Raw genomic sequence first — 23,372 nt, forward strand, 5'->3', positions numbered from 1 at the left:
GACAATATGTAGTATAATGGTTGTGGTAAATATTTTGCTATATTTCCTCTCTGATCTAAGAGTAGTGATGCTCCTGCTAGAGATTGAATTTAATTGTTTTTTTTGAATAGTACAAAACGTGTAGATATTTCCTCAAGCACATGTTACAGATAGTCTATTATGTAGCAAATTATGCGATTGAAAGGGGTGTTGCCTATTGGAGAGAGATGACACGTTGTTCAATCAATTTCAATCATATAGAAAGGAAAGTCATGAGATTTAAAAAATTGTGGCTCTATATTTTAACGCCACTCTTAGTTCTATTTGGTTCTGCAGCTTTGACAAATACTGTTCAAGCGCAAGAACTTAAAAATGTCATTACCAAAGTTGGTATTTGGGAGACTGATAATGGGAAGTTTGTAACTCCAGATGCAAAAGGAGTTTACAATCTAGCTCCTCAAAATCAATCTTACGAAAACTACAAGTTTGCTACTGATTTTGATTTGAGCGCTTACGATGGTATGTTGAATGATGGTGATACCTTTACATTCACTATTCCAGCTCCATTGTCAGTTCGCGCTGAAACCTTTGAACTCAAAGATAAAGAGACTGATACTGCTGTAGGTGATGCAACAGTTGTTTCTAATGGTGACAACCAAGGTGGTAAAGCTACCATTAGTTTGAAAAACCTTGCTGAGTACCTTAAGAAAAAAGGTGGTACAGAAGTTCGTGGTGTTTCAGGTACCTTCTACGTAGCTTTCAGCTCTAAGAAAGAAACAGAAGAAGAATCAATTCAACTTGATAAGACAGAAACAAAAGATGATGTCAACTTCAAGATGAAGTTCAAAAAAGGTGGAGAACGAGACTATTCTGAAGGTATTGGTAAAACAAACATTAGTAAAGTTAATGGTACTATCAATAAAGAAAAATGGGAATCAGCCCTCCTTGAAAAATCAGGAGATTACATCCACAAGTGGAATCTTCGTGTAAACCCTAAACAAGCTGAGTACAACAAGATTGTAGTTCGCGACTGGGTTGACAAGGACTACTCTCCAATGCAAATCATCCCTGAATCAATCGTGGTTACTGCTGGTTACTACAACAAAGTCTATGCTTTAGTTGATGACGTAACTCTTGAAGCAGGAAAAGACTACGAAATCAAGTGGAATGATTCTTACACTGAGTTTACTATTACCTTTAACAATGCTAAAGCAATCCGTGCTACAAATGGTAAAGCAGCAGCATTCCGTATCGTCTATAACACAACAGCGCCAGCTGATGGAACCAAAGTTCAAAACAATGCTGAAATTACAGCTGATGACCAAGTTCTTCCAGTGAGCGACGATCGTACTGAAACTGTTACAAAAGTTATCGGTAATTCAACAGTTACATCAGGTGGTACTATTCAGCTGAAAACTGGTTACCGTATCACGTTGTATAAAGTAGATGAAAAATCACTTGACCGTCTTGCAGGAGCTAAATTCAAGATTACTCCTCCAGAAGGTGCAACTACAGCGCAAGAAGAAACAGTAACAACAGACGCTAGTGGTGTTGCCCAGTCTGCAATCTATACTGATGAGGACGTTAAGAAGGGTGAATTCACCATTACTGAGATTGAAGCTCCTAAAGGTTACCAATTGGATTCAACTCCAATCAAAGTAACTGTTGGCCAAGAAGGTGTTATCAAAACAATCTCAAACAAACGCAACAGTACAAAAGCTCAAATTCAAGCAATTAAAAAATTGACTGGTCGAGCTATGAAAGCTGGAGAGTTTGAATTCGACTTGTTCAATGATAAGACAAACAAAGTTGTTGAAACAGTAACAAATGATGCGGAAGGAAATATCAACTTTGCTGAATTGACATTTGACAAAGCTGGTACATACAACTACCACATCGTTGAGAAAAAAGCGAACACAACTGAAAAAGGTGTTACTTACGATGCCAACCCTGTTGGCGTTACAGTTACTGTAACAGCAGATGCTGAGGGCAAATTGTCTGCAGCTGTCGCTTACGAAAATGATGATAAGACTTTTGAAAATACATACGCTGCTGAGAAAACTTCAGCTCCTATTGAAGTAACAAAAGCTCTTACCGGTCGTACCTTGAAAGCTGATGAGTTTGAGTTTGTTTTGAAGAACGACGCAGATGGCTCAGAAGTTCAAAAAGTGAAGAACACTGCCGACGGTAAGGTTAAATTCTCTCCAATCGACTACACTGCAGCTGGGACTTACAATTACACTATCGTTGAAACTAACGCTGGACAAACTATTGACGGTGTAACATACGATAGTCTCGAAGTTAAAGTCACAGTAGAAGTTACAGACGATGGTGAAGGAAAACTTACTGCTAACGTAACTTACCCAGCGGACAAAGAGTTTAACAACAACTACGGAGCTTCAAAAACTCCAGCTCCTCTTGCAGTTAAGAAAACACTTACTGGTCGTGAGTTGAAAGCTGATGAGTTTGAGTTTACTTTGACAGACAAAGATGGTAATGTGAAAGAGACAGTCAAGAATGACAAAGATGGAAACGTTAAGTTCTCTGCATTGGAATTCGACAAAGCTGGAACTTTCACATACAAGATTGCTGAAAAAGCGGGCACTGCTACTGGTATCACCTACGATACGAAAACAATCACTGCTACAGTAACTGTAGCGGATAATGGCAAAGGTGCCCTTGAAGCAACTGTTGCTTACGATGATGAAAAAGCATTCGAGAACACTTACACTCCAGCAGGAGCTACAAGTGTAACTCTTGGAGCTAAGAAAGTTCTTGAAGGTAAAGATCTTGAAGCTGGTAAATACAGCTTTGAATTGAAGAAAGCAGACGGAACTGTTGTTGAAACAGTGACAAACGCTGCAGACGGAACTGTGACCTTCTCACCAATCTCATATGATGAGAGCCAAGTGGGAACTCACAAGTACACCATCTCTGAAGTTGCTGGAACTGAAACAGGAATCACTTACGATAAGACAGTTCAAGAAGTTGAAGTAACTGTTGAGAAAGTAAGTGCAACTGAATTGAAAGCAACTGCTTCAAAAGAAGCGAACGATCTTGTATTTACAAACACTTACACTCCAGCGAAAACTGAAGTTCCTGTGAAGAAAGTATGGAAGGACGAGAACAACCAAGACGGTAAACGTCCAACTTCTGTCATAGTTAAATTGCTTGCGGATGGTCAAGATACTGGTAAGACACTTGAGCTTAACGCCGCAAACAACTGGGTTGGAAGCTTCACAAACCTTGATGCTGATAAAGGTGGAACACCTATCAAGTACACAGTAGTAGAAGTAACTGTTACTGGTTACACTTCTGATGTTACTGGTGACGCTGCATCAGGATTCACTATCACAAATAGTTATTCTCCAGAAACAGTTGTTGTAAAAGCAACTAAGAACTGGGATGACGCGAATAACCAAGATGGCAAACGTCCAACTAAGATTACAATCAATCTTTTAGCAGACGGTCAGAAAGTTGATTCGAAAGAAGTTCAAGCAGCCGCAGACGGAACTTGGACTGTCGAATTCACGAAATTAGCAAAATATAAAGCTGGTAAAGAAATCAAATACACTGTAACAGAAGAAGCCGTAGCCGAATACGAATCAACTATTACAGACTTTACCATCACAAACAAATATGCTCCAAAAGCAATCGACTACAAGGTAACAAAAGTATGGAACGATGCGAACAACCAAGACGGCAAACGTCCTGAGTCAGTAACCGTTCAACTTTTCAAATCTGTAGGTGGATCTAAACCAGTAGCCGTTGCAGGTAAGAAATTAACCTTGACAGCTAAGGATAAGACCGACGCTAACACTTGGGTAGCATCCTTTACAAATCTTCCACAATACGAAGCTGGTAAAGAAATCACTTACTCTATCAAGGAAGTGGATGTACCAGCTGGTTACGAAGCCTCTGTGACTGGTCAAGTAGTAACAAACACCTATAACCCAGAAACAGTTGTTCTTTCAGGAACTAAGGTTTGGAAAGATAACAACAACCAAGATGGCAAACGTACGAAATCTGTGAGAGTTCAAATTCTTAACGGCGACAAAGTTGTTCAAGAAATTGAAGTATCAGAAGCAACTGGTTGGAAGTTCGAATCAAAAGCACTTCCTAAGTATGAAAATGGTACAGAAATCAAGTACACTGTCAAAGAAGTAGCTGTGAAGGAATATACCTCAACAGTTACTACGGACAAAGATGGTAAGTACACAGTTACCAATACACATGCTCCAGAGAAAACATCTGTAAAAGGTCATAAGATCTGGAAAGATGAAGAGAACAAAGACGGTATCCGTCCAGCATCTATCACAGTGAAACTTCTTGCCGATGGTCAAGACACTGGTAAGACTGCGGTAGCCTCAGAAGCAACTGGTTGGACTTATGAGTTCACAGACCTTGATCGTTATAAAGACGGCCAAGCAATCGAATACTCTGTAGTAGAAGTTCCAGTTGAAGGTTATTCATCTAAAGTAGAAGGCTTCAATATCACAAATACACACACTCCAGAAAAACCAACACCAGGTAAACCAAATGAACCAGGAAAACCAGAACAAAAACCTCAACTTCCTAACACTGGTGAAAAAGCATCTAGCGCAGCAGTAGTTGCAGGACTTGCTTTGATGGCAGTGACTGGTGGATTGTACTTTGTAAGCCGTAAAAATAAATAATCTCTAAAAGAGAGTTAATTTTCAGTTAGTTCTTAGGAAGTAATTAGAAAGGAAATAGTCCAGAACAATTGTTCTGGACTATTCTTTTATCTTGAAAAATATGGAAGGCTTTTTAATCGTTCAAGTAGGGGACGACTAATGAAACTAATGGCAATAATCTTACCAAGATCAGGGAGGATAAAGGGAAGGACACCGACAGCTAGTGCCTTATCAAATGGCATCCCGGCAAGGAAGTGGAGGCTGAGAATACCTCCGACAAAGACGAGGGAGTCACCCAAGAGGTTGGCTAGGAAAATGCGAATGTAGCCACTATTTTGATGGATGAGATAAGATGTAAGTCCAGCATAGACAAGGTCGAACCAAAGATAGCCTGAACTTGGACCGACTAAAACGTGAAATCCAGCACCACCCCCTGCAAAAACAGGTAAACCAATGGCACCCAGCAAGAGATAGAGAGCTACAGATAGAACAGCTTCTCTGGGTCTAAAAACAGTAGCAATCAGACCGATCGCAAAGTTTTGCAGAGTGAAGGGGACAGGACCGATAGGGAGACTGATTTGTGCTAATACAGCGATGAGAGCAGCACCGATAGCAGGGATAGCATAGATATGAGCTTTTTTCAAAACTGTTAACCTCTTTTCAAAATTATAGTAACTATTATACTAATTTAGAAAGGAAAGTCAACCTATTTTTGGAATAAAGGTAACAATTTTGTAACGGCCGATTTTACAAGTAAAAAGAGACCTCAAGAGGTCTCTTACAATAATTAGCGCATGGTTACAAATTCTTCTGAGGCGGTTGGGTGGATAGCTACTGTAGCATCAAAGTCCGCCTTGGTAGCTCCCATCTTAATAGCAACAGCGAATCCTTGAATCATCTCATCCACTCCGTAACCAAGTCCGTGTAGGCCAACAACTTTTTCATCAGCACCGGCGGTGATGAGTTTGAAGCGAGATTCTTGACGATGGTTTGTAACGGCTGAGTACATAGATGCAAAGCTTGACTTGTAGACTTTGATGTTATCTTGGCCGTATTCTTTGATAGCTTGATCTTCAGTTAAACCGACTGTTCCGATTGCTGGGTGGGAGAAGACAACAGTAGGGATAGTCGTGTAGTCCATCTTAGCATTTGTTTTCCCGTTGAAGAGGCGTTCAGATAAGGTACGTCCTGCCTTGATGGCTACTGGGGTCAGTTCTTTCTCACCAGTAACATCTCCAAGAGCATAGATGCCATCTACAACAGTATTTTGGTATTCATCTACTTGGATAAATCCACGTTGGTTGAGTGTAACTCCAGCCTTTTCTAACTCAAGACCGTCTACATTTGGACGGCGACCGGTAGCCCAGATAACTTGGCTGGCAGTATGACTAGAACCGTCTTCAAAATGAATGGTAATACCTTGCTCCGTTTCTTCGAGCTTGACAGGTACCTTATGTGTGTGCAAAGGTAGACCTGTTTTTTCCATTTCATTGACAAGTCCTTCAACGATGTAGCTGTCAAAACCACGCAAGGGACGATCACGACGGACAAACAAATCCGTTTTTACTCCTAGCGCGTGGAGAACACCTGCTAATTCAACGGCGATATAGCCAGCTCCAAGAATCGCAACGGAGTCAGGAAGTTGCTCCCAAGCAAAGACATCGTCTGAGCTACCACCGAGTTCAGCTCCAGGAATAGTTGGGATGCTTGGACGAGCGCCAGTCGCAATCACGATATGCTTGGCACGAATCAATTCACCATTGACGCTGACTGTGTGGGAATCAACGAAATGAGCACGACCTTCAATCATATCAACCCCATTGCGCTTGAAACTTCCATCATAAGACGAGCGGGCACGATCGATGTAGGCTTCACGGTTTTGACGAAGTTTAGCAAAATCAAATTGAACATCTGAACTTGTAAAACCATAGTCAGGGCCGTAGTGGTGGAAGCTTTCAGCGATTTGCGCTCCATACCACATGATTTTCTTAGGAACACAGCCGACATTGACGCAGGTTCCACCTAATTTTTTCTCTTCGATAACAGCTGCTTTAGCACCGTGTTCGCCAGCGCGGTTCATAGTGGCAATGCCACCGCTTCCTCCACCGATGGCGATGATATCATATTCTCTCATAGAAAACTCCTTATAGCTTTGATAGTCATATTCTATCGTTTTTATTTTTTGAATGCAAAAATCTGCTACGATAAAAAAAATTATAAAAACGCTTGCCAAATTCAAAAAGATGTTGTATTATATACCTAGCACAATAATCCAATAAACGAATACCGAACGAAATAATGATCCTGAATTGTCATTGTTTCCATCTGAACTGTCATTGTTTGGGCTTGGTGTTTCTGATATAATGGTTTTTGTAAGGCAAAAGAATAAAGGAGCTTAAAAATGAAAAGAAATAAGAAGGCAAAAAAATGGCAATTATACACAGCGATTGGTGTTGCCAGTGCTATTGTTATCGGTGCTGCGGGGATTTTGATTTTTAGACAACCTTCCCAGTCAGCAGTCAAGGAGGAAACCTCTCATATCGTTACTGCTAAGGAAGGTTCTGTTGCTTCATCGGTTCTCTTATCAGGTACGGTTACAGCAAAAAATGAACAATACGTTTATTTTGATGCTAGTAAGGGAGATTTAGATGAAATTCTCGTTTCAGTCGGGGACAAGGTCGAAGAAGGGCAAGCTTTGGTCAAATACAGCAGTGCAGATGCTCAAGCTGCCTATGATGCAGCTGATCGTGCAGTTGCAAAGGCAGACCGTCATATCGAGGAGTTAAACAAAGCTCGTGAGAATGCATCAGCTACACCAGCTTCTCCACAGGTTCCAATAGAAGCTGGACTCCCAGAACAAGCGCAAGCAGCGACTTCTTCAGTATCTTCTATTGATTCTCAAATCAGTGATGCCAAGGATAACCGTGCAGATGCTGTTGCTCAACTCAACAAGGCTCAAGCTCAGCTAGATGCTGCAACTGTCCTCAGTACACTAGAAGGGACTGTAGTTGAAGTTAATCGTAATGTTTCCAAAACGCCAACAGGTAATAGCCAAGTGGTAGTTCATGTTGTAAGTAATGAAAACTTGCAGGTCAAAGGGGAGTTGTCTGAATACAACCTTGCCAACCTCTCTGTAGGGCAAGAAGTTACCTTTACTTCTAAAGTGTATCAAGATAAGAGTTGGACTGGTAAGATTAGCTATATTTCTGATTATCCTAAAAACAATGGAGAAGCAGCAAATGCAGCCCTTGGAGGAAATACTGGCTCTAAGTACCCTTATACTGTTGATGTGACCAGCGATATCGGTGAGTTGAAACAAGGCTTCTCTGTCAGTGTGGAAGTCAAAAACAAGAGTAAAGCCATCCTTGTTCCTTTGGCAAGTGTTGTTACCGAAAATGACAAAAACTATGTCTGGCTCGTTGACGACCAGAAAAAAGCGAAGAAGGTAGAAGTTACTTTGGGGAATGCGGATGCAGACAACCAAGAAATTACTTCAGGTTTGACAGACGGAGCCAAGGTCATCAGTAATCCAACATCTTCCTTGGAAGAAGGAAAAGAGGTGAAGGCTGATGAAGAAACTAATTAGTCTCAAAAATATCTGTAGGAGTTATCGAAATGGTGACCAAGAACTGCAGGTCCTTAAAAATATCAATCTAGAAGTTCATGAAGGTGAGTTTGTTGCCATTATGGGACCTTCTGGTTCTGGTAAGTCTACGTTGATGAATACCATCGGAATGTTGGATACACCAACTAGTGGAGAGTACTATCTTGAAGGTCAAGAAGTGGCAGGTCTTGGAGAGAAACAATTGGCCAAGGTCCGCAACCAGCAAATCGGCTTTGTCTTTCAGCAGTTCTTTCTCTTGTCCAAGCTTAATGCTCTTCAAAATGTCGAATTGCCCTTGATTTACGCTGGTGTTTCGGCTTCAAAACGTCGGAAATTGGCTGAGGAATTTCTGGAAAAAGTTGAGCTGACGGAGCGCAGTCATCATTTGCCTTCCGAGTTATCAGGTGGTCAAAAGCAACGTGTAGCGATTGCGCGTGCCTTGGTAAATAATCCCTCTATCATCCTAGCGGACGAACCCACAGGAGCCTTGGATACCAAGACAGGAAATCAAATCATGCAGCTGTTGGTGGAGTTAAACAAGGAAGGGAAAACCATTATCATGGTCACGCACGAGCCTGAGATTGCTGCTTATGCCAAACGCCAAATTGTCATTCGTGATGGGGTCATCTCGTCTGACAGCGCTCAGGTGGAAAAGGAGGAAAACTAAGATGCAGAATCTGAAATTTGCCTTTTCATCCATCATGGCCCACAAGATGCGTTCCTTCCTCACCATGATTGGGATTATCATCGGAGTTTCGTCTGTCGTTGTCATCATGGCTCTGGGAGACTCCATGTCTCGTCAGGTCAATAAAAACATGACCAAATCACAGAAGGATATCCATGTCTTTTTCTCTCCTATTAAAAGCAAGGACGGTTCCTTTACGCAGAAACAATCCGCTTTGACAGTCAGTGGGAAAGAAGAGGATGTTCATGTTGAACCACCAAAACCACTAGAATCCTGGGTCAAGGAGGCTGCTAAACTTAAAGGAGTAGACAGCTACTATGTCACCAACTCGACCAACGTCACCCTATCTTATAAGGATAAGAAAGTTGAACGAGCGACTCTGACAGGCGGAAATAGCACTTACATGAACGCAGTTGAAAATGAAATCGTTGCGGGTAGAAGTCTAAGGCCACAAGACTACAAGGAATTTGCCAGTGTGATTTTGCTGGACGAAGAACTAGCTAAGAGTTTGTTTGATAGTCCAGAAGCTGCGGTTAATCAAATCATCTCTGTCAATGAATTTAGTTACCGTGTTATTGGCGTTTATACTAGCAATGAAGCTAAAACTGCTAAAGCCTTTGGGATTGGTGGTCTTCCAATTACGACTAACATCTCTCTCGCAGCCAATTTTAATACTGATGAAATCTCGAACATCGTCTTTCGTGTCAATGATACTAGTCTAACGCAGACCTTGGGTCCGGAGTTGGCTCGAAAACTGACTGAGATTGCAGGTCTTCAACAAGGAGAGTACCAAGTTGCGGATGCAACTGCCGCCTTCCAAGAGGTACAACAACTATTTGGTTTTATGACCACCATTATCAGTGCCATCGCAGGAATCTCTCTCTTTGTCGGGGGAACTGGTGTTATGAATATCATGCTGGTTTCGGTGACAGAACGCACGCGGGAGATTGGTCTGCGGAAAGCTCTCGGAGCTACTCGGGCTAATATCTTGGTCCAGTTTTTGATTGAGTCTATGATCTTGACCTTGCTAGGTGGTGTCATCGGTCTTGGGATTGCTGCTGGAATGACCATGTTAGCTGGAGTATTGCTTCAAAACATGATTGCAGGTATCGAAGTTGGGGTTTCCCTCCCAATCGCTCTCTTTAGCTTGGCTGTGTCAGCAAGCGTTGGGATGATTTTCGGAGTCTTGCCAGCTAATAAAGCGTCTAAGCTCGATCCAATCGAAGCTCTTCGTTATGAATAAGATATAGAACAGAAAAAACAAGATGGACATTTGTCTGTCTTGTTTTTGTATGGAATTTCCTATCGAAAATCACTAAAAATATGATATAATGAAGTGTTAGAAAAACAGGTTTCATTTGCCTGGAAAGGAAAAATTATGTCTGAAAAGAATTTTTATATTACAACACCGATTTACTATCCATCTGGTAAACTTCATATCGGTTCTGCCTACACAACCATCGCTTGTGATGTCCTAGCTCGCTACAAACGCCTCATGGGCTTCGATGTCTTTTATCTGACAGGTCTTGACGAGCATGGTCAGAAAATCCAGCAAAAAGCGGAAGAAGCTGGCATCACACCACAAGCCTATGTTGACGGGATGGCAGTTGGAGTTAAAGAACTCTGGCAATTACTAGATATCTCATACGATAAATTTATCCGTACAACTGATGACTATCATGAAAAAGTAGTGGCTCAGGTCTTTGAACGCTTGCTTGCTCAAGATGATATCTACTTGGGTGAATACTCTGGTTGGTATTCAGTTTCAGATGAGGAATTCTTTACAGAAAGTCAGCTTGCTGAAGTTTTTCGTGATGAAGCTGGAAATGTGACAGGCGGTATTGCTCCATCAGGTCACGAAGTGGAATGGGTTTCTGAAGAGTCTTATTTCCTTCGCCTCAGCAAATACCAAGATTGTTTGGTAGAATTTTTCAAATCGCACCCTGACTTCATCACTCCAGATGGTCGTCTTAATGAAATGTTGCGTAACTTCATCGAGCCAGGTTTGGAAGACTTAGCGGTTTCTCGTACAACCTTTACCTGGGGTGTGCCAGTCCCTTCCAATCCAAAACACGTTGTCTACGTTTGGATTGATGCCCTTCTTAACTATGCGACTGCTCTTGGTTACGGTCAAGAGGATCATGCTAACTATGATAAATTCTGGAATGGAACAGTCTTCCACATGGTCGGAAAAGACATTCTTCGTTTCCACTCCATCTACTGGCCAATCCTTCTCATGATGTTGGATATGAAATTGCCTGACCGCTTGATTGCCCACGGTTGGTTCGTCATGAAAGACGGCAAGATGTCTAAGTCTAAAGGGAATGTCGTTTACCCTGAAATGTTGGTAGAGCGTTATGGACTGGATCCACTTCGTTACTACCTCATGCGTAGCCTTCCAGTCGGTTCAGATGGAACCTTCACTCCAGAAGACTATGTCGGCCGTATCAACTATGAATTGGCCAATGACCTTGGAAACCTCCTTAACCGTACGGTTTCTATGATTAACAAGTATTTTGATGGGCAAATCCCTGCCTATGTAGAGGGTGTAACAGAGTTTGATAATGCTCTTGCTGAGGTTGCAGAACAATCAATCGCAGGCTACCATACACACATGGAAGCCGTTGATTACCCACGTGCCCTTGAAGCAGTCTGGACCCTTATCTCTCGCACTAACAAATACATCGATGAGACAGCCCCATGGGTCTTGGCTAAGGATGAAGAGCACCGTGACCAATTGGCAAGTGTCATGAGCCACTTGGCAGCCAGCCTTCGTGTCGTAGCTCACATGATTGAGCCATTTATGATGGGAACTAGTCGCGCTGTATTGGCACAACTTGGTCTAGCAGAAGTTTCTAGCCTAGAAAACTTGAGCTTGGCAGATTTCCCTGCAGGTGTGACTGTTGTTGCCAAAGGAACACCAATCTTCCCACGTCTCGACATGGAAGAAGAGATTGCCTATATCAAGGAACAAATGGAAGGCAACAAACCAGCCGTCGAAAAAGAATGGAATCCAGATGAAGTTGAACTCAAACTCAACAAGGATGAAATCAAGTTTGAAGACTTTGATAAGGTCGAGATCCGTGTCGCAGAAGTCAAAGAAGTGTCTAAAGTTGAAGGTTCTGACAAGTTGCTTCAATTCCGACTAGATGCTGGTGATGGTCAAGACCGTCAAATTCTCTCAGGAATAGCTAAATACTACCCAAACGAACAAGAATTGGTCGGCAAGAAAGTCCAAATCGTTGCCAACCTCAAACCACGCAAGATGATGAAAAAATATGTCAGCCAAGGCATGATTCTCTCAGCTGAACATGAAGGCAAGTTAACCCTTCTCACAGTTGATCCAGCTGTACCAAACGGAAGTGTGATTGGCTAATAGCAAAAAACCAACGTTATACACGTTGGTTTTTCTTGTTATGTGCGAGATTTTCTAAGAAGTGGTCCATCTCCTTTTGAGACCGGAGGACAATTACTTTCTCTGGATAGGTTTCTTGAACCCGTTGATAGCGTTCTTTAGCAGTTTTGGTCCGCCCATCCCAGAGAATCCATCTGATAAATTCCCAGTCAAAGCGTTCAGGGCAACCTGCAGCCATACTTTCTCTGACCTTGCCTCGGTATGTGAGATACCGTTTAAAGGCTCGAAAGAGACAAGTCCATGGTGAAAAATTGAGAAAGATGATTTTGTCAGCTTCCAGCATTCTTTCTTCATAGCAACACCAAGAGTAGTTACCATCAATGACCCAAGCTTCATGCTTTGTGAGAAAGTTTTTCATCTCGCCCAACATCCATTCGCGGTCACTGTCTTGCCAACCAGGTTGAAATTGGAGTGTGTCCATATGCAGTTTGGGGATAGAGTAGTAGTTTGATAACGTTTCAGCTAGAGTTGACTTGCCGGCTCCAGAATATCCTATGATTGCGATTTTCATTTTCTACCTTTTCTGATTAGAGGACAAAAAAACAGCCTCTATGGACTGTTTCTTATTTAGCAAGTTTAGCTGAAAGACGAGCTTTATCGCGGCTTGCTTTGTTTTTATGAATCAAACCTTTAGTTTCTGCTTTGTCGATAGCTGAGCTAGCAGCACGGAAAAGTTCTTCAGAAGGGTTTGCTTCGAAAGCTTTGATAGCAGTACGCATAGCTGATTTTTGAGCTGAGTTTTTTTCGTTTTGTTTAACGTTCAATTCAGCGCGTTTGATAGCTGATTTAATGTTTGCCAATGTTCTTACCTCCATATTTACTAACTATACTATTATATCTGAAAACTTAGGTTTTGACAAGGGGAAATTATTTTTTTAGGTAAATTTCATCGATTTCATGGTTTTTGGTCTTGTGGAGAATGACCTCGGCGCGATTCCTTGTCGGTTCGATATAGTTTTGTAGATTTGTGAGATTAATGCTGGTCCAAACCTGGTGAGCAAATGCTTCAACTTCTCCAATTGGCATTTGAGTAAAACGGTGGTAGTAGCTGTTGGAATCATTTTGGGCAAAGCTGAGCAGCTTTAAGAAACGATCCAGATACCAGCTTTCAATGTCCTCGACAGCAGCATCCACATAGATGGAGAAATCAAAGAAATCAGTAATGTAAAGGCGCTCATTTTGAGGGTTTTGAAAGACATTGATGCCTTCGACAATGACAAAATCAGCAGCTTTGACACGTTGTTTCTCTCCAGGAACGATGTCATACACTTCATGAGAATAGACAGGAATATCGACATCTTGCCCATTCTTTAGGCGGTCAAGAAAATTCAGCAAGGTTTCCATATCATAACTTTCAGGAAAACCTTTGCGATTTAAGATATCTTGGTCAATCAAGGTTTGATTGGGATAGAGAAAACCGTCAGTTGTCACCAATTCTACAGTAGCATCCGGGAGAGTACGTGATAAAAGAATCTGAAGTAAGCGACTAGTAGTTGATTTTCCCACAGCAACACTACCAGAAACCCCAATGATAAAAGGCTGAGATTTACTTTCGCGTTGGAGAAAAATTCCTTTTGAAAAGGCCAAATCATCCTTGGTGCGCTTGTAAATATGGATAAGATGAACTAGGGGAAGATAGACATCTGTTACGTCCTGTAGACTAATCTGGTCATTGAAACTCTTGATGGATTCTAACTCTTCCTCTGTCAAGGGAGGGGTTGTTTTGCGATGCAATGATTGCCAAGTCTGGCGACTGATTTTTTCAAAATGTAAAAATTCGTTGGTCATTTGTTTTCCCCTAGATATTTTGTTTATCATACCATAAAAAGCTAAAAAGATAAAGCGGTTTCTTGATGGTAGTAAGTCAATATCGTATAATAGAGGTAGATGGAGGTTGAATAATTTAATGATGAGATAGGGAATGGTTTCTGAAGACTTATCAGTTATTAAAAGTGAGCTTTTTGGTTCACAATTTATTGGAGGTGTGTCATGAAAATCTTAAAACGTTATATATTGGAACTCTGTTTTATTTTAAGTTTTGCACTACCTTTTATAAGGGGAGCGAATGCGGATAATGGTAGACGCTTTGTAGAAACCTATTACGGTTTTACCTTCTTAATGGATCATCTCCTTGTAACAGTTGTCTTTATCTGTTCGCTCTTGATTGCTTGGCTACTAAAAAAACGGTGGACGAAATGGCTTGCTGCTGGTAGTTATCTATTTTTGATTTTGTGGATTGCTACAGAAGGATATCTATTCCGTATGTCACTAGAAGATTTGATACGACTTTGGACAAGTTTGGAAATCTTGACACAAACTTATCAGTTGGGTTTTTATCTAAACATCATATTGGGAATCTTGTTGATAATAAAGTATTTTAAGGTTAAGAAATAGTAATAAAATGCGCCCGATTGCAGACGAACTGTTTTTTCCTGACTATGATAATTTGTAGTTCCCGATAGATTGTAATGTATTTCTAATAATTGAAAGAGATTGAAGAAAAGGTTTTTTGACTAGAATTCTTCAGTCTTTTTCATTTGATCATCACTTTGTAAACGATTTACAATTCAAGCCAAATTATGGTAAAATAGTTTTATGAGTAAAATGTATTATGCAGAAAATCCTGATGCTGGTCACGACATTCATGAGTTGAGAGTGGAGTTGTTGGGAGAAAACATGACCTTTTTGACGGATGCGGGTGTTTTTAGCAAGAAAATGGTTGACTTTGGGAGTCAGCTCTTGCTCAAGTGTCTAGAGGTTAACAAAGGAGAAACTGTTCTTGATGTAGGTTGTGGTTATGGGCCATTGGGTTTGTCGTTAGCCAAGGCTTATGGAGCTCAGGTAACCATGGTCGATATCAATAATCGTGCCTTGGACCTAGCGCGACAAAATGCTGAACGTAATAAAGTAGAAGCAACGATTTTCCAATCCAATATCTATGAACAAGTTGAAGGGAAGTTTGACCATGTTATTTCCAATCCGCCGATTCGAGCGGGCAAACAGGTTGTTCATGAGATTATCGAAAAGAGCAGAGATTTCTTGAAAGACGGAGGAGATTTAACCATCGTCATTCAGAAAAAACAAGGAGCTCCAAGTGCTAGAAATAAGATGGAAGACGTTTTTGGCAATTGTGAAATCGTAAAGAAAGATAAGGGATACTATATCCTTAGAAGTGTGAAAGAATGAGAGCAGTTGATTTAATCCAAAAGAAACGAGATGGTCAAGAACTGACTGCAGCTGAAATCAAATGGTTGGTAGAAGGCTATGTTGCTGGAACTGTTCCAGATTATCAGATGTCTGCTTTTGCTATGGCTGTTTATTTTAAAGGAATGACCACACGTGAGATTTCTGATCTGACGATGAATATGGTCAAGACAGGTCAGGAGTTTGATTTGTCAGCTATTGATGGGGTTAAAGTTGATAAGCATTCGACTGGTGGTGTAGGTGATAAGGTGACCTTAATCTTGGCTCCCCTTGTTGCGAGTTTCGGCGTGCCTGTTGCTAAGATGAGTGGTCGAGGTCTCGGCCATACTGGTGGGACAATTGATAAATTGGAGTCCATTAAGGGCTACCAAGTCGAGCGAAGTCAAGAGGATTTCATTCGTCAGGTACAGGATATTGGTGTATCTGTCATTGGGCAGTCCGATCAGCTGGTTAAAGCAGACAAACTTCTCTATGCCCTCCGTGATGTGACAGCAACTGTCGACACGATTCCTTTGATTGCTAGTTCGGTGATGAGTAAGAAAATTGCTGCAGGAGCGGATGCCATTTTGCTAGATGTAACGGTCGGTGAGGGTGCCTTTATGAAGACGGTTGATGAGGCACGCGAATTGGCTCAAACCATGGTGGATCTTGGTAAGGCAGTTGGTCGAAAGACGGTAGCAGTTATTACCGATATGAGCCAACCCTTGGGAAGAGCCATTGGGAATCGTCTCGAAATCCTTGAGGCAATCGAGATTCTTCAAGGAAAAGGTCGAGAAGATATTAGTCACTTTATCTGCGAGTTAGCTCAGATTATGCTTGGATTGGCTGATGTTGAGAAAACGATCGAGGAAATCCGTCAACACCTGGAAAATGGCCAAGCACTGGCTAAGTTTGAAGAAATGGTAACAGCACAAGGCGGTGATTTAGAAGATCTTTATCGCCCCGTCAAAGTTGCCCATGTGGTGGAAATTCCAGCTCAAGATACGGGTGTTATTTCAGCTCTTCCTGCAATGGAATTTGGACTCTATGCCATGAGACTAGGAGCTGGTCGTGCAGTCAAGTCTGATGACTTGGACTATGAAACAGGGATTGTTTTTGAAAAGAAAGTTGGAGACTCCGTTCAAAAGGGTGAAATTGTTGCAAAAGTTTATACAAATGGAAAAATTTCTTCTGAACTAGTTACAGAATTTCAAAAATATGTTAAAATAAATGATGGAGTGCAAAGTTTGCGAGAAATTATAGAAATTATCTCATAAAACCAGGGAGAATCCGAATATGAAGTTAAATAAATATATCGATCATACGCTTTTAAAGCAAGATGCAAGTCAAGAACAAATTGATCGTTTGCTATCTGAAGCGCGTGAGTATGACTTTGCCAGCGTTTGTGTTAATCCTACATGGGTTAAACATGCGAAAACAGGGCTTGAAGGCTCAGATGTAAAGGTTTGTACAGTAGTAGGTTTTCCTTTGGGAGCAACAACTTCTACAGTGAAAGCTTTTGAAACAAAAGAAGCTGTCCAAAACGGCGCAGATGAGATTGATATGGTTATCAATGTTGGTGCCCTCAAATCAGGCAATCTGGATTTAGTTGAATCGGACATCCATGCTGTCGTAGAAGCAAGTGGTGACAGGTTGGTTAAGGTCATTATTGAAGCTTGCTTGTTGACAGACGATGAAAAGGTTGTGGCCTGCCAATTATCCCAGAAAGCAGGCGCTGACTTTGTCAAAACATCAACTGGATTTTCAACTGGTGGTGCCACTATTGAGGATGTTCAGCTGATGCGTGAAACAGTCGGGCCAGATATGGGAGTTAAGGCAGCTGGTGGAGCTCGTTCATATGCAGATGCTGTCGCTTTTGTGGAAGCAGGCGCTACCCGTATCGGAACATCTGCTGGTGTAACAATCTTAAAAGGAGAATTGGCAGATGGCGACTACTGAGTTGATTGAACTAGCAATTGAAACCAGCAAACAAGCCTATGTCCCCTATTCTCATTTTCCCATAGGTGCTGTTTTAGTAGCCAAGGATGGTAGTATTTATACGGGTGTGAACATCGAGAATGCTAGTTATCCCTTGACTAATTGTGGAGAACGTACTGCTATTTTTAAAGCAGTTTCGGAGGGGCAACGGGAGTTTTCAGAATTGATTGTCTACGGACAAACTGAAAAACCAATCTCGCCATGTGGTGCTTGCCGCCAGGTCATGGTTGAATTTTTTGAACAAGATCTAAAAGTGACTTTAGTCGCTAAAGATAAATCGACGGTCGAGATGACGGTCGGGGAGTTACTTCCATACTCATTTACAGACTTAAACTAGTCTGAGTCACTCTCTGAGTGATGCGGTCCTTGTGGCCAACCAATCCATACTTGCAACATCGTTGCACATCTTATTTAGGAGGTTCAGTAATGAACAAGAAACAATGGCTAGGCCTTGGTCTAGTTGCAGTAGCAGCAGTTGGACTTGCTGCATGTGGTAACCGCTCTTCTCGTAACGCAGCTTCATCTTCATCAGAAATGAAGACCAAAGCAGCAATCGTAACAGATACTGGTGGTGTTGATGATAAATCATTTAACCAATCAGCTTGGGAAGGTTTGCAAGACTGGGGTAAAGAACACAATCTTTCTAAAGATAAAGGTTACACTTACTTCCAATCAACAAGCGAAGCAGACTATGCTAACAACTTGCAACAAGCGGCTGGAAGTTACAACCTGATCTTCGGTGTTGGTTTTGCCCTTCACAATGCAGTTGAGGAAGCAGCAAAAGACCACTCTGACCTAAACTATGTCTTGATTGATGATGTGATTGAAGGTCAAAATAATGTTGCGAGCGTAAGATTTGCGGATAATGAAGCAGCTTACCTTGCTGGTGTTGCAGCAGCGAAAACTACGAAAACAAAACAAGTTGGTTTTGTAGGTGGTATCGAATCTGAAGTTATTTCACGTTTTGCAGCTGGATTCAAAGCTGGTGTTGAATCAGTAGACCCATCTATCAAAGTCCAAGTTGACTACGCTGGTTCATTTGGTGATGCTGCCAAAGGTAAAACAATTGCAGCAGCTCAATACGCTGCCGGTGCAGACGTTGTCTACCAAGCGGCTGGAGGTACAGGTGCTGGTGTCTTTGCTGAAGCAAAATCATTGAACGAAAACAAAAATGAAGACGAAAAAGTTTGGGTTATCGGTGTAGACCGTGACCAAGCAGCAGAAGGTAAATACACTTCTAAAGATGGTAAAGAATCTAACTTTGTTCTTGTATCTACATTGAAACAAGTTGGTACAACTGTAAAAGATATTGCCAACAAAACAGAAAAAGGTGAATTCCCTGGTGGACAAGTGATTGTTTACTCATTGAAAGATAAAGGGGTTGAGCTAGCAGTAACAAACCTTTCAGAAGAGGGTAAAAAAGCTGTTGAAGATGCAAAAGCTAAAATCCTTGACGGAAGCGTAAAAGTTCCTGAAAAATAATGGATAAAAGTCATTTCTTAGGAAGCGGCCATTGGTCGCTTCTTTAAGAATTGAGGCAATTTTTGTCTCAATAGAGCTTGTTAATGTGATTAGCAGGTTTTATTGAAATAAAATAAACCTCTGAAAGGAAGAGCATATGGCACACGAAAATGTCATTGAGATGCGGGATATTACCAAGGTGTTTGGTGAATTTGTAGCAAACGACAAAATCAACTTGCAACTGCGAAAAGGTGAAATCCATGCACTTTTAGGAGAAAATGGAGCGGGTAAATCCACTCTGATGAATATGCTGGCAGGACTTCTTGAACCAACGAGTGGTGAAATTGTGGTGAATGGTCAGGTTGTAAAACTAGACTCACCATCTAAAGCCGCTGGTCTTGGAATTGGGATGGTTCACCAACATTTTATGTTGGTTGAAGCTTTTACAGTAGCTGAAAATATCATTTTAGGGAGTGAAATCACTAAAAATGGTGTTCTAGATATAGCTGGTGCTACTAAAGAAATCAAGGCTCTTTCTGAACGTTATGGTTTGGCAGTGGATCCTGCTGCTAAGGTGGCGGATATTTCCGTTGGAGCCCAACAACGTGTAGAAATCTTGAAAACACTCTATCGTGGTGCTGATATCCTTATCTTTGACGAACCTACAGCCGTATTGACTCCTTCAGAGATTGATGAGTTGATGGCAATCATGAAAAACCTCGTCAAAGAAGGGAAGTCCATCATTTTGATTACCCATAAACTGGATGAGATTCGTGCGGTATCGAATCGAGTGACAGTTATCCGTCGTGGAAAATCAATCCAGACAGTTGAAATCGCAGGGGCAACCAATGCAGACTTGGCAGAGATGATGGTTGGACGCTCAGTCTCCTTTAAAACGGAAAAACAGGCACCACAACCCAAAGAAGTGGTCTTGTCTATCAAAGACTTGGTTGTCAATGAAAACCGCGGTGTACCAGCTGTGAAGAATCTTTCTTTGGATGTTCGTGCTGGTGAAATTGTTGGTATTGCAGGTATTGATGGCAATGGTCAGTCTGAACTCATTCAAGCCATTACTGGTCTTCGTAAGGTTGAGTCAGGTAGCGTTGAATTAAAAGGCAAAGCAATCGTGGGGATGCATCCTCGACAAATTACAGAACTAAGCGTGGGGCACGTTCCTGAAGACCGCCACCGTGATGGCTTGATTTTGGAGATGATGATTTCAGAAAATATCGCTCTTCAAACCTACTACAAAGAACCACTCAGCAAAAATGGCATCTTGAACTATGCCAATATCACTTCACATGCTAAGAAATTGATGGAAGAATTTGACGTCCGTGCGGCAAGCGAATTTGTTCCAGCGGCAGCTCTTTCAGGAGGAAATCAACAAAAAGCGATTATCGCTCGTGAGATTGATCGTGATCCTGATCTCCTTATCGTCAGCCAGCCAACTCGTGGTTTGGATGTCGGTGCCATTGAATATATCCACAAACGTTTGATTGAAGAACGTGATAACGGTAAGGCTGTCCTTGTTGTCAGCTTTGAATTGGATGAGATTTTAAATGTCTCAGACCGAATTGCTGTTATTCACGATGGTAAAATTCAAGGTATTGTATCGCCAGAAACGACTAACAAACAAGAACTTGGTGTCTTGATGGCAGGTGGAAACTTGGGAAAGGAGAAGAGTGATGTCTAAAAAATTACAACAAATTTCGGTTCCCTTGATTTCCGTATTCTTAGGAATCTTGCTTGGAGCCATTGTCATGTGGATCTTCGGATATGATGCTATCTGGGGCTATGAGGAGTTGTTCTATACAGCTTTTGGTAGCCTCCGTGGGATTGGAGAAATTTTCCGTGCCATGGGTCCTCTTGTCTTGATAGGTCTAGGTTTCGCAGTTGCCAGTCGAGCAGGTTTCTTTAACGTCGGGCTTCCTGGTCAGGCTCTTGCGGGTTGGATACTCAGTGGTTGGTTTGCCTTGTCAAATCCAGATATGCCTCGTCTCGTTTTGATTCCATTAACAGTGATCATTGCTTTGATTGCAGGTGGAATTGTTGGTGCGATTCCAGGTATCCTCAGAGCTTATCTCGGTACGTCAGAGGTTATCGTGACCATCATGATGAACTACATTGTATTGTATGTGGGAAATGCCTTTATTCATGCCTTTCCGAAAGATATTATGCAAAGTACAGACTCAACGATTCGTGTTAGTGCCAATGCTACTTACCAGACACCATGGTTATCAGAGTTGACTGGAAATTCCCGTATGAATATTGGAATCTTCTTTGCAATCATTGCTGTAGCTGTGATTTGGTTCTTGCTCAAGAAAACGACTCTCGGTTTTGAAATTCGTGCAGTTGGTCTTAATCCCCATGCTTCAGAGTACGCTGGTATTTCAGCAAAACGTACAATCATTCTATCAATGATTATCTCTGGTGCTCTGGCTGGTCTTGGTGGAGCGGTCGAAGGTCTTGGAACTTTCCAAAACGTTTACGTTCAGGGCTCATCATTAGCTATCGGATTTAACGGGATGGCAGTTAGTTTGCTTGCTGGAAATTCACCAATTGGAATTCTCTTTGCAGCTTTCTTATTTGGAGTTTTGCAAGTAGGAGCACCGGGTATGAACGCAGCGCAAGTTCCGTCTGAGCTTGTTAGCATTGTAACAGCGTCTATTATCTTCTTTGTCAGCGTTCACTACATTATCGAACGCTTTGTCAAACCTAAAAAACAAGTTAAAGGAGGTAAGTAAGGATGTCTATTACAACATTACTCACCCTCTTGGTCTCTTCTATGCTGATTTACTCAGCACCACTTATTTTTACGAGTATCGGGGGAGTTTTCTCTGAACGCGGTGGTGTCGTTAATGTCGGTCTTGAAGGAATTATGGTTATGGGGGCCTTTTCTGGGGTTGTCTTTAACCTTGAGTTTGCAGAACAACTTGGAGCAGCTACTCCTTGGATTTCCTTGTTAGTTGCTGGTATCGTGGGAGCTATTTTCTCCCTCATCCATGCAGTCGCTACAGTTCATTTCCGTGCGGACCATGTTGTCAGTGGTACAGTATTGAACTTGATGGCTCCTGCCCTAGCGGTTTTCTTGGTTAAAGTTCTTTATAACAAAGGACAAACGGATAACTTAAGCCAGACTTTTGGACGTTTTGATTTCCCAGTTTTGGCTGATATCCCAGTGATTGGAGATATCTTCTTCAAGTCAACCAGTCTACTAGGTTATATCGCGATTGCCTTCTCTTTCCTTGCTTGGTTTATTCTCTTTAAGACACGTTTTGGTCTTCGCCTTCGCTCTGTTGGTGAACACCCTCAGGCAGCGGATACCTTGGGGATCAATGTCTACAAGATGCGATATCTTGGAGTTATCATATCAGGTTTCCTAGGTGGAATTGGGGGAGCGATTTATGCTCAATCAATCTCAGTTAACTTCTCAGTGACAACTATTGTCGGTCCTGGATTTATCGCTCTTGCTGCGATGATCTTTGGTAAATGGAACCCAATCGGTGCTATGCTTTCTAGTCTCTTCTTTGGACTTTCACAAAGTTTGGCAGTTATCGGTTCTCAATTACCTTTCCTACAAGGAGTGCCAGCGGTTTACCTTCAAATCGCCCCTTATGTCTTGACCATCCTTGTCTTAGCAGCCTTCTTTGGAAAAGCAGTCGCGCCTAAGGCAGATGGTATCAACTACATCAAGTCAAAATAAGCATACAAAAAAACGCCAGTTTCAAACTGGCGTTTTATTTTTTTGGATTTTGATGGGTTAGGTTCAATCCCCAAGGGACGAGATTTTCAGTTTTATTTTTGATACGTGTGATATTATCCCTGTGACGAATGATAATCAAGCTAGCAAGTGCTAGGATAATCAGAATGAAGAGAGGATCATAGCTGCTCAGGATAAATCCAAATAGTGGAAATAGGAGAACTCCGATAACGGCTGCGATAGAAGCGGTAACGCTAGACAGTGAAATCATACTACCTAGATAGAGGCTTCCAAAGAATACGATTGCTAGATAGAGACAGAAAACAGGCGCAAATCCGAAAATCACTCCAGCACTGGTTGCGACAGCCTTGCCCCCCTTAAATTCTGCAAAGATAGGAAAAGTATGTCCAATCACAGCCAAAAGTCCAAATACAAGAGGTGATACACCTTGAAGGTGGAAAAGGATTGGAAGGAGAGTGGCCAAGGTTCCTTTAAAGAAGTCAATCACAAAGGTTGCCATACCCGCTTTCTTACCTAAAATTCGGAAAGTATTGGTTGTTCCTGTGTTTCCAGAACCATGTTCACGCAGATTTGTTTGAAAGAAGATTTGTCCAATCCAAAGACCAGATGGAATCGAACCTAGCAGATAAGCTAAAATTAATAATACAAATGTCATCATAGACCTATTATAC

Annotated in this window: 20 protein-coding genes; 14 read left to right on the top strand and 6 right to left on the bottom strand. The window is 41.7% G+C overall.

Annotation, left to right across the window (positions count from 1 at the left end; genetic code table 11):
* Positions 1-251: 251 nt before the first annotated feature.
* A complete protein-coding gene (locus M1G01_RS01740) occupies positions 252-4,655 on the top strand; it encodes a Cna B-type domain-containing protein (RefSeq protein ID WP_247931014.1) in 4,404 nt (1,467 codons plus the stop codon).
* A gap of 86 nt (positions 4,656-4,741) precedes the next feature.
* On the opposite strand, the gene M1G01_RS01745 is transcribed toward M1G01_RS01740, so the two are convergent.
* Both M1G01_RS01745 and gor read right to left on the bottom strand, forming a co-directional pair.
* On the bottom strand, positions 4,742-5,278 hold the full coding sequence (locus M1G01_RS01745; protein ID WP_049479686.1) for a biotin transporter BioY: 537 nt from the start codon (positions 5,276-5,278) through the stop codon (positions 4,742-4,744).
* A gap of 143 nt (positions 5,279-5,421) precedes the next feature.
* On the bottom strand, positions 5,422-6,768 hold the full coding sequence (gene gor, locus M1G01_RS01750) for a glutathione-disulfide reductase (protein WP_247931015.1): 1,347 nt from the start codon (positions 6,766-6,768) through the stop codon (positions 5,422-5,424).
* A gap of 267 nt (positions 6,769-7,035) precedes the next feature.
* Here gor and M1G01_RS01755 point away from each other — a divergent pair, with 267 nt between their 5' ends.
* The 4 genes from M1G01_RS01755 to metG all read left to right on the top strand — a co-directional run bounded on the left by M1G01_RS01755 (position 7,036) and on the right by metG (position 12,299).
* Entirely contained in the window at positions 7,036-8,220 is a 1,185-nt protein-coding gene (locus tag M1G01_RS01755; protein ID WP_000827876.1) for an efflux RND transporter periplasmic adaptor subunit, read from the top strand.
* On the top strand, positions 8,204-8,905 hold the full coding sequence (locus tag M1G01_RS01760; RefSeq protein WP_000733788.1) for an ABC transporter ATP-binding protein: 702 nt from the start codon (positions 8,204-8,206) through the stop codon (positions 8,903-8,905). Before M1G01_RS01755 ends, M1G01_RS01760 begins: the two co-directional genes overlap by 17 nt.
* A gap of 1 nt (position 8,906) precedes the next feature.
* Complete coding sequence (locus M1G01_RS01765) at positions 8,907-10,166, top strand: ABC transporter permease (protein ID WP_001180392.1); 1,260 nt, start codon at positions 8,907-8,909, stop codon at positions 10,164-10,166.
* Positions 10,167-10,301: 135 nt separating this feature from the next.
* A complete protein-coding gene (gene metG / locus M1G01_RS01770; RefSeq protein WP_247931016.1) occupies positions 10,302-12,299 on the top strand; it encodes a methionine--tRNA ligase in 1,998 nt (665 codons plus the stop codon).
* Positions 12,300-12,315: 16 nt separating this feature from the next.
* On the opposite strand, the gene M1G01_RS01775 is transcribed toward metG, so the two are convergent.
* From M1G01_RS01775 to coaA, 3 genes are all read right to left on the bottom strand, one after another.
* Positions 12,316-12,849 carry a DNA topology modulation protein gene (locus M1G01_RS01775; RefSeq protein WP_247931017.1) on the bottom strand — a complete coding sequence of 178 codons (534 nt, stop codon included), beginning with the start codon at positions 12,847-12,849 and terminating at the stop codon, positions 12,316-12,318.
* 52 nt (positions 12,850-12,901) lie between these two features.
* Positions 12,902-13,138, bottom strand: coding sequence for a 30S ribosomal protein S20 (rpsT, locus tag M1G01_RS01780; RefSeq protein ID WP_001274000.1), 237 nt, complete (start codon positions 13,136-13,138; stop codon positions 12,902-12,904).
* Between the two features lie 67 nt (positions 13,139-13,205).
* Complete coding sequence (gene coaA / locus M1G01_RS01785) at positions 13,206-14,126, bottom strand: type I pantothenate kinase (RefSeq protein WP_061427578.1); 921 nt, start codon at positions 14,124-14,126, stop codon at positions 13,206-13,208.
* A gap of 201 nt (positions 14,127-14,327) precedes the next feature.
* Between coaA and M1G01_RS01790 the strand changes: the two genes are divergently transcribed.
* The 9 genes from M1G01_RS01790 (at position 14,328) to M1G01_RS01830 (ending at position 22,683) form a co-directional block, all read left to right on the top strand.
* Positions 14,328-14,732: a hypothetical protein gene (locus tag M1G01_RS01790; protein ID WP_247931018.1), complete on the top strand. Its 405-nt coding sequence runs from the start codon at positions 14,328-14,330 to the stop codon at positions 14,730-14,732.
* 201 nt (positions 14,733-14,933) lie between these two features.
* A complete protein-coding gene (locus M1G01_RS01795) occupies positions 14,934-15,524 on the top strand; it encodes a class I SAM-dependent methyltransferase (protein ID WP_247931019.1) in 591 nt (196 codons plus the stop codon).
* Entirely contained in the window at positions 15,521-16,798 is a 1,278-nt protein-coding gene (locus tag M1G01_RS01800; RefSeq protein ID WP_247931020.1) for a pyrimidine-nucleoside phosphorylase, read from the top strand. The genes M1G01_RS01795 and M1G01_RS01800 overlap by 4 nt, the downstream gene beginning before the upstream one ends.
* Positions 16,799-16,817: 19 nt before the next feature.
* Positions 16,818-17,480 carry a deoxyribose-phosphate aldolase gene (gene deoC, locus M1G01_RS01805; RefSeq protein WP_247931021.1) on the top strand — a complete coding sequence of 221 codons (663 nt, stop codon included), beginning with the start codon at positions 16,818-16,820 and terminating at the stop codon, positions 17,478-17,480.
* The gene (locus M1G01_RS01810) at positions 17,467-17,856 is read left to right on the top strand and encodes a cytidine deaminase (RefSeq protein WP_000246111.1); all 390 of its coding nucleotides are present in this window, start codon (positions 17,467-17,469) and stop codon (positions 17,854-17,856) included. The genes deoC and M1G01_RS01810 overlap by 14 nt, the downstream gene beginning before the upstream one ends.
* Before the next feature lie 89 nt (positions 17,857-17,945).
* Positions 17,946-19,001: a BMP family lipoprotein gene (locus tag M1G01_RS01815; RefSeq protein ID WP_001036151.1), complete on the top strand. Its 1,056-nt coding sequence runs from the start codon at positions 17,946-17,948 to the stop codon at positions 18,999-19,001.
* Positions 19,002-19,137: 136 nt separating this feature from the next.
* Positions 19,138-20,673 carry an ABC transporter ATP-binding protein gene (locus M1G01_RS01820; RefSeq protein WP_247931022.1) on the top strand — a complete coding sequence of 512 codons (1,536 nt, stop codon included), beginning with the start codon at positions 19,138-19,140 and terminating at the stop codon, positions 20,671-20,673.
* On the top strand, positions 20,666-21,724 hold the full coding sequence (locus tag M1G01_RS01825) for an ABC transporter permease (protein WP_000038681.1): 1,059 nt from the start codon (positions 20,666-20,668) through the stop codon (positions 21,722-21,724). Before M1G01_RS01820 ends, M1G01_RS01825 begins: the two co-directional genes overlap by 8 nt.
* Before the next feature lie 2 nt (positions 21,725-21,726).
* Positions 21,727-22,683 (top strand): ABC transporter permease, encoded by a 957-nt coding sequence (locus tag M1G01_RS01830; protein ID WP_000029131.1) that lies wholly within the window; start codon positions 21,727-21,729, stop codon positions 22,681-22,683.
* 34 nt (positions 22,684-22,717) lie between these two features.
* On the opposite strand, the gene plsY is transcribed toward M1G01_RS01830, so the two are convergent.
* Positions 22,718-23,359: a glycerol-3-phosphate 1-O-acyltransferase PlsY gene (gene plsY / locus M1G01_RS01835; RefSeq protein ID WP_084857628.1), complete on the bottom strand. Its 642-nt coding sequence runs from the start codon at positions 23,357-23,359 to the stop codon at positions 22,718-22,720.
* Positions 23,360-23,372: the final 13 nt, after the last annotated feature.

Source organism: Streptococcus oralis (genome assembly GCF_023110055.1).
Classification (GTDB): domain Bacteria; phylum Bacillota; class Bacilli; order Lactobacillales; family Streptococcaceae; genus Streptococcus; species Streptococcus oralis_BY.

Coding starts and splice junctions, on each gene's coding strand:
- M1G01_RS01740 (WP_247931014.1), top strand. CDS start 252: ATGAGATTTAAAAAATTGTGGCTCTATATTTTAACGCCACTCTTAGTT.
- gor (WP_247931015.1), bottom strand. CDS start 6,768: ATGAGAGAATATGATATCATCGCCATCGGTGGAGGAAGCGGTGGCATT.
- M1G01_RS01755 (WP_000827876.1), top strand. CDS start 7,036: ATGAAAAGAAATAAGAAGGCAAAAAAATGGCAATTATACACAGCGATT.
- M1G01_RS01760 (WP_000733788.1), top strand. CDS start 8,204: ATGAAGAAACTAATTAGTCTCAAAAATATCTGTAGGAGTTATCGAAAT.
- M1G01_RS01765 (WP_001180392.1), top strand. CDS start 8,907: ATGCAGAATCTGAAATTTGCCTTTTCATCCATCATGGCCCACAAGATG.
- metG (WP_247931016.1), top strand. CDS start 10,302: ATGTCTGAAAAGAATTTTTATATTACAACACCGATTTACTATCCATCT.
- M1G01_RS01775 (WP_247931017.1), bottom strand. CDS start 12,849: ATGAAAATCGCAATCATAGGATATTCTGGAGCCGGCAAGTCAACTCTA.
- coaA (WP_061427578.1), bottom strand. CDS start 14,126: ATGACCAACGAATTTTTACATTTTGAAAAAATCAGTCGCCAGACTTGG.
- M1G01_RS01790 (WP_247931018.1), top strand. CDS start 14,328: ATGAAAATCTTAAAACGTTATATATTGGAACTCTGTTTTATTTTAAGT.
- M1G01_RS01795 (WP_247931019.1), top strand. CDS start 14,934: ATGAGTAAAATGTATTATGCAGAAAATCCTGATGCTGGTCACGACATT.
- M1G01_RS01800 (WP_247931020.1), top strand. CDS start 15,521: ATGAGAGCAGTTGATTTAATCCAAAAGAAACGAGATGGTCAAGAACTG.
- deoC (WP_247931021.1), top strand. CDS start 16,818: ATGAAGTTAAATAAATATATCGATCATACGCTTTTAAAGCAAGATGCA.
- M1G01_RS01810 (WP_000246111.1), top strand. CDS start 17,467: ATGGCGACTACTGAGTTGATTGAACTAGCAATTGAAACCAGCAAACAA.
- M1G01_RS01815 (WP_001036151.1), top strand. CDS start 17,946: ATGAACAAGAAACAATGGCTAGGCCTTGGTCTAGTTGCAGTAGCAGCA.
- M1G01_RS01820 (WP_247931022.1), top strand. CDS start 19,138: ATGGCACACGAAAATGTCATTGAGATGCGGGATATTACCAAGGTGTTT.
- M1G01_RS01825 (WP_000038681.1), top strand. CDS start 20,666: ATGTCTAAAAAATTACAACAAATTTCGGTTCCCTTGATTTCCGTATTC.
- M1G01_RS01830 (WP_000029131.1), top strand. CDS start 21,727: ATGTCTATTACAACATTACTCACCCTCTTGGTCTCTTCTATGCTGATT.
- plsY (WP_084857628.1), bottom strand. CDS start 23,359: ATGATGACATTTGTATTATTAATTTTAGCTTATCTGCTAGGTTCGATT.